The following is a 10,034-nucleotide window of genomic DNA, read 5'->3' as shown; positions in this document are numbered from 1 at the left end:
AATGGTAAAGAGTTTGCTGAGCATCAAGCCATTGCAAAAGCACTGAATTGTGACTTTTACTTTGCAGACCCTTATGCTTCTTGGCAACGTGGATTGAATGAAAATACAAATGGCTTAATACGTCAATACTGCCCCAAAGGTTCATGCTTTAAGCACTTAGATGATGAGCATTTTGAATTCATTATGCATCGTTTAAATAACCGACCTAGGAAAACACTTGGAATGAAAACACCAAATGAAGTATTGTTTGAAGAATTACAGGCTGTTGCACTAGCAAGTTGAATCCAAGAGATATAAAGAAAAAGATGATATAGGAAAATTTTATTGGGACACATTTAAAAGAAAATCAGGGAAACAGTACTATGCGATTGAGTGCCCAGATGGTTCAATTCTTGAGCATGATAATTTAGGCAATCCAATTAGCTGGCTCCGCTCTGAAGCTAGATTCAAAAGTGATTTAGCTGAAGGTGAAGTTAAGTTTGAGCAGAGAAAAGATGGCTGGTCTATTTTTTTCAAACAACGTTTACCTGAAGGAAAAAAGCCAAGAAGTATATTATCGGATAGCGGAACAACAAGTGATGGAAATACTGCACAGCTAGATTTTTTCTCTAGTATATTGTTTTCAAATCCTAAGCCTGTTGAGTTGGTTTCTGAGGTTATTTCATACCCCTCAGATAACTCATTAGTTTTAGATTATTTTGCAGGCTCCGGTACCACAGGGCATGCAGTAATAAATTTAAACCGAACAGATGATGGGTGTCGTAAATATGTACTTACTGAAATGGGCTATCATTTTGATACAGTATTAAAGGTGCGTCTTGCCAAAGTTATTTATTCTGAAGCGTGGAGGGATGGCAAGCCCGTCGCCCGTAACACCGGTATTTCCCACTGCTTCAAATACATTCGTTTAGAATCCTACGAAGACACGCTCAATAACCTGCGCCTAGCGTCTGACCCTATTCGTCAACGTGCCATTGATGCCAATAGCCAGCTCAAGCAAGACTACATGCTGCACTATATGCTGGATGTTGAAACCCGTGGCAGTCAATCCTTGCTCAACATTGATGCCTTTGCCAACCCAACGGCTTACACCCTAGAAGTGAAAAAGCCAGGCAGCGATGAAAGCGTTGAACGCACGGTAGATTTAATCGAAACCTTTAACTACTTAATCGGTTTGCGCGTCGAGCATACCGCTGCGCCACAAGGCTTTAACGCCAAGTTTAACCGCGTACAAGACGCTCATGCACCACAAGGTCAAACCACGCGCCTAGTGCTCGATGGCCGCTTGCAACAAGACGACAATGGCCCTTGGTGGCTGCGTAAAATCGAAGGCTGGTTGCCAGCAGACCCCGCCAACCCAAACAATGGCGCACGCGATAAAGTACTAATCGTGTGGCGCAAACTCACCGGCGATTTAGAACAAGATAACCTCGTGCTCGACGAGTGGTTCAAAACCCACCGCATCAACAGCCGCGACTTTGAATACGCCACCATCTACGTCAATGGCAGCAACAACCTACCCAACCTAAAAAAAGCAGAAGACCGCTGGAAAGTGCGTCTAATCGAAGAAGAATTCATGCAACGCATGTGGGATGTGGAGGGGTAGAAAATATGGATGCTCAAAAAAATGTATCGATACCATTTGCTGAAATTTATGATAAAAACATTAATTTTTTAATTGGCTCTGGTGCTTCTTACGGTATTGCACCAACGCTTGAGTTAAAAATTAAGCAAAGTGATGGTAGCAAACACACAGTAGAAACATTAGGGAAGTATTTTGAAGACCACAATAAAACAGAGTTACTAACTAGTCTATTTATGCATTACTACGTTGAATGCGTAAAACCGATACTGCATTTCAACTATCATAGTGCAGCAGGTGAACAGCGTCGCGTTGTCGAGGAATATAAAAGTTTTTTAAAATCAATTAAATCTCTACTTGATAGAAAAAAAGAAAATAAGCAATGCAATATATTTACGACTAATTACGATAATTGTTTTGTTCAAGCAGTTGAACTTTTGTACAGAGAAAATGCTTTTGATATCAATTTAAATGATGGGGTTAAGGGATTTGGGAAAAGATATCTAAGTGCACGTAACTTCAATACTGTTCAGTATGAAACTAGTCCGTTTCGACAGCATAAAATGGAAATAACGCAAGTAAATTTGATCCATCTTCATGGTTCTATTTTTTGGAAAAAAGAAGATGAGCTAGCTATATCCGTGGATTACAACGATAAATCAAGTGATATTGATTTAGATAATACTTTAAAGACTGCTATTAATGATTTTTCTATAATTATTAGTGATGACACGGCTAAGCTAGAAAGCTTGGAATCTTGTATTCAATTCTTAGTTGATGAAGAAGAATTCATTGAAAAATATAAAAAGCTTCCTATCGTAAATCCTACTAAATGGAAATTTCAAGAAACTGTATTTGAAGAGCATTACTATCAAATGCTCCGCTACATGAGTTATGAGCTTGAAAAAGAAAACTCTGTATTGATTGTGTTTGGCTTTTCATTTGCAGATGAGCATATACTTAATATTGTAAAACGCTCTTTATCAAATCCAAGACTAGAAATATATATTTGCTGTTTCACAGAAGCTGAAGAAGTAGCAATCAGAGCAAAGTTTTCTAGCACTGATCATGTTGTGTATATTTCACTTCCTGGTAAAAAGCTTTGTTTTGAAACATTTAACCAGTATGTTTTTAATGAGAAGCCAAAAGAGTTATCAGAGGAGTTACCCTTCTAATGGAGCTTTGTATTGGTGAAGTAATTGCTGTTAAAGGCATTAAAATAATCATCAAGGTATATGAGCAAAGCAATCTTGAAACTATTTTTTATAAGGGACAAACTTATCAAGGTATTTCCATCAATGAACACCTGTGCATACAGCGTGGTTTCAAAGATATTATCGCAAAAGTTGAAGGTGAGTACCTTGATGAGTCTAGAGCTGAAACTGAAAATCACACAGTTAGCTATATTAGAAAAGTAGAATTACAACCATTAGGCCATTTTGAAGGTGAAAGCTTCTTTGAAGGCGTTAAGCACTTGCCAATGATCGGCGATAGAGTATTTTTACTTAATAAAGAAAAAATTTACCAAATTTATAGTCAGGGAAATGGTGATTTTTCTATCGGGCAAACGATCAAAGACAGCATTCGCATATCTTTACCTTGGCAGCATCTGTTTAACACTCATATAGGTGTTTTTGGTAATACGGGTAGCGGTAAGTCAAATACCTTAACGAAGCTCTATACTGAGCTTTTCAATGGTGACGTTAAGCGTACTGAAGCAATAAATAAACATAGTAAATTTATTGTTATTGACTTTAATGGTGAATATACAGGTAAGCAGTTAGTAAGCTCAGAAAATAAAAATGTCATTAAGCTTAATACTCGCACTAGCGGTGGTGGTAAGGTCTCCCTTTCTGAAAGTAGTTTTTGGAGTGCGGAAGTATTAGGGCTTCTTTTTAAGGCTACAGAAAACACTCAAAAACCTTTTATTAATAGAGTTGTTTCAGGGTTTGTCAGATTTGGTGACAGTGTTGAAACTTTAGAAAGATATCTTAATAGTACTTTTTTCTCAATGTTTGCATCAACTTCCCAAGCTAGAGAATCTATTGATTTATTAAGAGCTCTAGGCAGTATGCTTGATAATGAGTCAGATGTTTCAGGCAAACTTAACCAAGTCACTTGGTACGCAAAGGGTAGTGTTTTCCGCTTAGGAAATGTTTATTTTAACGGCGGTGAGGATGATTTTAATAAAGTTTTTTGTGATTTTAAATTAAGTATAAAAAAAGATATAGATACATTTGAAAGATTTAAAATTAGATGTCACTTACAGCTAATAAATGACCTGTTGCACGGCTTTGTTCAGTTTGATTTTATCCAGCCACTTTTAAAGCGCATGGATGCAGTTATATATGATTTATCTAAAGTAATAAATGTTCAAAGCAGTGAAAATACAGTTCAGCAGAATAATAAGCTATTAACAGTAATCTCGCTAAGGCAATGCAATCAAGAAATTAAAAAAATAATTCCACTTTTATTAACTTTGAATTATTACGAGGCACATAAAAAATCTGTTCAAGAACAGTCAAATATAGATAGAACCCTGCATTTGATTATTGACGAGGCGCATAACATTCTTTCACAGCAATCTAATCGTGAAGCTGAAAGTTGGAAAGATTATCGCCTAGAGCTTTTCGAGGAGATTATTAAAGAAGGTCGTAAGTTTGGTGTTTTTTTAACACTATCAAGCCAGCGTCCTGCTGATATATCGCCAACAATTATGTCTCAGATTCATAATTTCTTTATTCATCGGCTGGTTAACGATAAGGATTTGTTTTTAATCGATAACACGATCAGCTCATTAGATGCTTTCTCTAAAAATATGATTCCAAAGCTCGCTAAGGGCTGCTGTGTTGTCACGGGCACTACCTTCGATTTACCACTTCTGATTCAAGTCGATAAAATGTTGGATGGGCAACGGCCCGATAGCGATGATATAGATTTAGAGAAACTGTGGGGTGCTACACATGACTAAATTAACTCACGATAACCAAGCCCCTGCCAAAGGCCAGTTTTTAATTTACCAAGCCGAAGATGGTGAGTTGAAGCTTGATGTGCGCTTTGAAGATGAGTCGGTATGGCTTACACAACAGCAAATTGCTGAGCTATTTCAAACATCGATACCTAATGTCAGTATGCACATGAGTAATGTGTATGAAGATGGCGAGCTATCACCTGAGGCAACTATTAAGAAATTCTTAACAGTTCGAACCGAAGGAAAGCGCGAGGTTAAGCGGCTGTTGGATTACTACAACCTCGATATGATTATTTCCGTGGGCTACCGTGTTAAAAGCCGTGTAGCGACACGCTTTCGTATTTGGGCAACCCAGCAGCTGTCTGAGTTTATCCGCAAGGGTTTTTTGCTGGATGACGAGCGCTTAAAAAATCCTGACCAGCCCTTTGATTATTTCGAAGAGCTGGAACGTCGCATTCAGGACATTCGTACCTCGGAAAAACGTTTTTATCGCAAAATTACCGATATTTACGCGCTCAGTGTGGATTACGACCCGACGTTGGATATCAGCATTAATTTTTTCAAAACCGTACAAAACAAAATGCATTGGGCCATTACCGGCCAAACAGCAGCAGAGCTGATTTACAGCCGCGCTAATGCTGAGCAGAGCAATATGGGCTTAAACAGTTATCGTGGCGCTAAGGTGCGTAAGCAGGATGTCAGTAACGCTAAAAACTATTTGAATGAAGATGAGTTAGCTGCGCTGAATAACCTAGTTGAACAGTATTTGATTTTTGCGCAAGGCCAAGCGATGCGCCGCATACCGATGACCATGGCGGATTGGATAAGTAAGTTGGATAGTTTTTTAAATATCAATGACCGTGATGTGTTAACCCATGCGGGTAAAATATCCCACGAAATGGCTAAGCAACATGCAGAGCTTGAATATGAGAAATTTCACCGTCTGCGTATTCAGCAAACAGACCAACAGCCCAGCGATTTTGAGCAAGCAGTGAAACACCTGCAGCAAGAGTTAAAAGATAAATAACATGACTAAAAAAACCACCAGAAAGTCTACTAAAAAGCAGCTCGCCTTTCGCAACAAGCTGGTGCTCAATCAGTGGCTAATTAGCCTGTTTGGTATTGACCCTTTGGCTGAACATAAGCTGCAGGGTAAAACGATTCGCTCGTTTCATAAGCTGGCTGAGCCGATTCGTAACCCAAGCTTAGAAGGCTTAGACACGGATAATTTGCATCATTTTTTCCATCACTTAGCTAACAGTCCGTTGTTCAGCCATGCAGGTGTGCAGCTGAATGATTTACAAATCAGCCGTGATCAGCTTATGGCCTATGAGCAAAATATTGTGCGCCATACGCAAGCGATTAATGAAAAACGTCATCGGCCGATTGTGTGGAAGTATTACCAGTGGCTTAGTCTGCTGTTTACTGAAGTTTACTTAGACCGGTTTTTCAACGATAGCCATGTGTTGCTTGCTGCATTAAATAGCTTTGTCGAGCGCTTTAATCAGCACTGGCGTGATTACGCAGACATGCCAGCCTATGAGCTAGAAGACCTGAATAAAATCTGCTTGCAAAACTCAACGGGTAGCGGCAAAACCTTATTAATGCATGTTAACGTGCTGCAATACCGCCATTACGCCACGCAGTATGGCAAGGCGAATGCGCTGTCGCGAATTATTTTGTTAACCCCAAACTCAGATTTATCAAAGCAGCATAGAGATGAATTTCACGAAAGCGGAATTTCTGCTGGCGAATATTTAGCATCACGTGGTGGCTTGTTTGGTGCCGCTGCTGGTTTAGGCCATGTGGACACCTTAGAAATTACCAAGCTGGCTGACAAAGAAGGCCCAAACACCATTGCCACACGCAGCTTAGGTGACCAAAACCTACTGCTCGTCGATGAAGGGCACCGTGGCTTAAGCAATAAAAATGAAACCGGCGTTTGGTTTCACCGCCGCGCCAGCCTGTGTGACAAAGGCTTTAGTTTTGAGTACTCGGCGACTTTTGATCAAGCCGTATCTGGAACCGGTCATGAAGATGATTACGCCAAAGCCGTGCTGTTTGACTATTCCTACCGCTGGTTTTACGAAGATGGTTTTGGCAAAGATTACCAAATTCTCAACTTGCCGCAGTCATTCGAAGAAACCCGTGCACTGTATATCACGGCCTGCTTGCTGAAGTTTTATCAGCAGCTGTGCATTTATGACGATAAAAAACATCAGCTCAGCGACTTCAACATAGAAAAGCCACTCTGGGTGTTCGTGGGTAGCACCGTCTCGTCTGGCAAGCTGGGCAAAGATGAGCAGCTGGTGGCGACAGACGTGGCGTTGATTATTCAGTTTATGGCTGAGTTTTTGAGTAATGAGTCGCAAGCTATCAGCTGTATGCATGAGTTATTGACCGGCAAGGGCCAAGACACTGGCTTACTCGATGCCAACGGCAATGATATTTTTGATAGCGCATTTAATTATTTAGCAAAAAAAATCAATGCAGGTGAAACGGTAGCAGAGCTGTACCGCGATATTTTGCAGCGTGTATTTAATAACCAGTCGGGTGGCCAACTCGTACTGGAGCGCGTTAAAGGCGATTCGGGTGAGATAGTCTTGCGTATTGGTAACGCAGAAACGCCTTTTGGTTTGATCAGCGTGGGGGATGCCAAAGGGTTGTGTGACCACATCAGTCGCTTTGCTAATCAGCAAGCGATTCCACTGACCATATCTGAGAGCGATTTTAGCCATACCCTGTTTGCCAGTGTGAAAGAATCCAGTTCGCCGGTGAATCTATTGATTGGTTCCAAGAAGTTTGTTGAGGGCTGGGACTGTTGGCGTGTGAGTACGCTGGGCCTAATGCACGTGGGCTCCAGTGAGGGCGCACAGATTATCCAGCTGTTTGGTCGCGGCGTACGCTTGAAAGGCTACCAGTGGAGCTTGAAGCGCTCGGGTCACTCTCAGGCAACTGTTCGGCCTCCTTATATTGAAGAGCTGGAAACGCTGAATGTGTTTGGTATCAAAGCTGACTTTATGGAGAAATTCCGTCAGTTTTTGAGTGAGGAAGGTTTGCCGGGGAATGAGCAGCGTAAGGTCATTCAGATCCCACTAAATGTGACGCACGATTTTGGTAAAAAGCTAAAAATTCTGCGCCCTAAGCGTAAGGATGACGACGGCAAAGAATACGATTTTAAAACCGATGCCCGTATTCCGACTCTTAACCAAGCTCCCAGCTACTTAACACTTAATAAGGTGGTTGCTGACTGGTATCCACGCATTGCTGCCATTCGTTCAAGTGGTACTACCACTCTTCTACAAAAAGAAACTGCTCTTCTCCTCGAACAGCATTTAATTTTGTTAGATTATGACCAGCTGTTTTTTGAATTAGAACGCTTTAAAAATGAACGCAGTTGGTACAACTTGAATATAACTAAGGCTGGTATTCAGCAACTACTGAAAGATTCCAACTGGTACACCCTATTCTTACCGGCAGCACGTTTAAACCCAAGTAGCTTTGAAGGTGTCTTATTACTTCAACAAGTAGCCAGTGAGCTACTTAAACGCTACGCCGAACGCTACTACAACTACTGCAAACGTGAGTTTATGGAGCCTCGCCTAGAGCTACGTGAACTTACTGCAGCCGATGAAAACATTCCTCAGGAAGATTTTTATCAAGTCATTGTTGATGGCAGTGAAGAACAGTTAATTCAAGCCATTGAACAGGTAAAACTAAACTTAGAGCATCAAAAGGATGACTTACTAAAAGTTGGTGATTTAAGTGCTATTAACCTTCACCAACACCTGTTTCAGCCCCTACTGCACCTTAGGCGTGGTAGTAAAATCTCTATTCAACCTGTGGCCCTTAATGAAAGTGAATTCCAGTTTGTTACCGACTTAAAAGACTGGTGTGACGAAAATAAAGCAGACCTAGATAAAGATGGTGTTGAGTTATATTTATTGCGTAACCGAACCCGTGGTAAAGGTGTTGGTTTCTTTGAAGCTGGTGGCTTTTATCCTGATTTTATTTTGTGGATGCTGATAAACGGCAAGCAGTACGTTACTTTTATAGAACCACATGGCCTGTTACATGAAGGACCAGGTAGTGAAAAAGTCCTGTTTCATCAGAAAATTAAAGATGTGGAGAAACGGTTAAAAGATCCTGATGTGGTACTTAATAGCTTTATCTTGTCTTGGACTGACTACGCACAACTGCAATGGGACAAGTCTGAAGATGAGCTAGAAGCCATGCACGTACTGCTAATGACCAACAACAGAGATAACTACATTGAAAAAATGTTTGGAAGACTAAAGCAGGATTAAATTAAAGATTGCGCAAAAGGACGAGTAATAGTGTGTTTATAAAAAATCACAAAGCAGCATTATCGAACTGTCAGACAGATTTAAAGCAGTACATGCGTGATGGCGTAATCGTAGATAATGATGGCTACTTATCTGTAATGCTACCGATTACCAGAAATACTATCGCTATAAAGTTTGCAGAGAAAGACCCAGTTGCTGCAAAGATGGTGGCCCATGCACTTGCTCTGTTTGAAAAGCTTTGCACCAAGGATGATGCCTACACTTTTTATCAGCTCATAATGGAATCCGATAAGCTACATGACCGTGTAATGCAGTTTGTTACAATGATGATAGCTAACCACGAGCCAATAGGTACACTTACCATAAGTAAAGCAGTAGATAAAAAACACGGAAAACTATTAAGCGATGTACGACTAATTGGTGATTTTTTTGGCTTTTACGATAAAGAAACTAAGACTTTTTCAAATGGAGTTACTCGAACCTCACACCCCAATGGTATGACCAAAGAATTGATGCTTCCACCTGAAATTATATCACTACTTATGTGCCATTACATAAATGGACAGCGTGTACTATCTATGATGCAGTGGTAATCGCCGGACAACTAGTGTGACGGAGGGGGCTTGCGTAATGTTTTGGCTACTTGACCAATTAGAAACTTTTTACCAACCAGCAGCGAAATAGTTTAATTAAGAAACGTGGTTGAAAATTAAGTTTTTCATATCAGTCACGAACACACCTGACATATTTGGAATAACAAGCATAGCAACTATGTGCCTCACTCTTTGCGGAAAAAAAATTAACAAGGAATGCGCGCGCTCTTCTATCTCCATCTATTTCATCAGCTTGGCTTGATGTCCAAAAAGACTGATGATCAAAATCCATTGAATGCAAAAGCGGCTCTTTAATAAAAATTCCTGAACTAGGGCCAACCAACTTTTCAAAAAGAACATTGTTGTTTCTTTACTCTCAGCGGCCATTGAAACTCCATTGATGTATAACGAGGCTGTAGAAAAACCTCAGCCTAAAAAAATTGATCATTTTTCATACTAAAAATGGCGACTCTACGTGAATTCTGGAGCACTTTTCATCATCAGAAACTCCAGAATTTACGTAGGAGCGCGCAAATCTTCCAAAACCTGAGACCTCTTAGGTTTTTCTACAGCCTGAACGC

8 protein-coding genes are annotated in these 10,034 nt (G+C 40.4%); 7 read left to right on the top strand and 1 reads right to left on the bottom strand.

Annotated elements, in window-relative coordinates; all coding sequences use genetic code 11:
- The 7 genes from BP27_RS0112860 to BP27_RS0112830 all read left to right on the top strand — a co-directional run.
- Nucleotides 1–282: IS30 family transposase (locus BP27_RS0112860; RefSeq protein WP_027851888.1), on the top strand; the 282-nt coding region annotated here is incomplete at its 5' end.
- Nucleotides 283–310: 28 nt separating this feature from the next.
- A complete protein-coding gene (locus BP27_RS0112855; protein ID WP_084324605.1) occupies nt 311–1,606 on the top strand; it encodes a DNA methyltransferase in 1,296 nt (431 codons plus the stop codon).
- Nucleotides 1,607–1,611: 5 nt separating this feature from the next.
- Complete coding sequence (locus BP27_RS0112850) at nt 1,612–2,757, top strand: SIR2 family protein (RefSeq protein WP_036240322.1); 1,146 nt, start codon at nt 1,612–1,614, stop codon at nt 2,755–2,757.
- Nucleotides 2,757–4,553, top strand: coding sequence for an ATP-binding protein (locus tag BP27_RS0112845; RefSeq protein WP_027851885.1), 1,797 nt, complete (start codon nt 2,757–2,759; stop codon nt 4,551–4,553). The genes BP27_RS0112850 and BP27_RS0112845 overlap by 1 nt, the downstream gene beginning before the upstream one ends.
- Nucleotides 4,546–5,580: a virulence RhuM family protein gene (locus BP27_RS16340; RefSeq protein WP_051610577.1), complete on the top strand. Its 1,035-nt coding sequence runs from the start codon at nt 4,546–4,548 to the stop codon at nt 5,578–5,580. Before BP27_RS0112845 ends, BP27_RS16340 begins: the two co-directional genes overlap by 8 nt.
- A gap of 1 nt (nt 5,581) precedes the next feature.
- A complete protein-coding gene (locus tag BP27_RS0112835) occupies nt 5,582–8,860 on the top strand; it encodes a DEAD/DEAH box helicase family protein (protein WP_027851884.1) in 3,279 nt (1,092 codons plus the stop codon).
- 32 nt (nt 8,861–8,892) lie between these two features.
- Entirely contained in the window at nt 8,893–9,453 is a 561-nt protein-coding gene (locus BP27_RS0112830) for a hypothetical protein (protein WP_150112068.1), read from the top strand.
- A gap of 240 nt (nt 9,454–9,693) precedes the next feature.
- Here the strand turns inward: BP27_RS0112830 and BP27_RS17270 are convergent, their stop codons facing one another.
- Complete coding sequence (locus BP27_RS17270; RefSeq protein ID WP_160169845.1) at nt 9,694–9,840, bottom strand: hypothetical protein; 147 nt, start codon at nt 9,838–9,840, stop codon at nt 9,694–9,696.
- Between the last annotated feature and the right edge of the window lie 194 nt (nt 9,841–10,034).

Origin of the sequence: Marinospirillum insulare DSM 21763 (assembly GCF_000686905.1) — a bacterium.
Lineage (GTDB): Bacteria > Pseudomonadota > Gammaproteobacteria > Pseudomonadales > Halomonadaceae > Marinospirillum > Marinospirillum insulare.
The sequence above is the reverse complement of the archived record's forward strand: the minus strand, read 5'-3'. Positions and strand labels throughout refer to the sequence as shown.

Bases quoted from the DNA above. Each gene is read 5' to 3' on its own strand.
- BP27_RS16340 (WP_051610577.1), top strand. From the start codon at position 4,546: ATGACTAAATTAACTCACGATAACCAAGCCCCTGCCAAAGGCCAGTTT.
- BP27_RS17270 (WP_160169845.1), bottom strand. From the start codon at position 9,840: ATGGCCGCTGAGAGTAAAGAAACAACAATGTTCTTTTTGAAAAGTTGG.
- BP27_RS0112850 (WP_036240322.1), top strand. From the start codon at position 1,612: ATGGATGCTCAAAAAAATGTATCGATACCATTTGCTGAAATTTATGAT.
- BP27_RS0112835 (WP_027851884.1), top strand. From the start codon at position 5,582: ATGACTAAAAAAACCACCAGAAAGTCTACTAAAAAGCAGCTCGCCTTT.
- BP27_RS0112845 (WP_027851885.1), top strand. From the start codon at position 2,757: ATGGAGCTTTGTATTGGTGAAGTAATTGCTGTTAAAGGCATTAAAATA.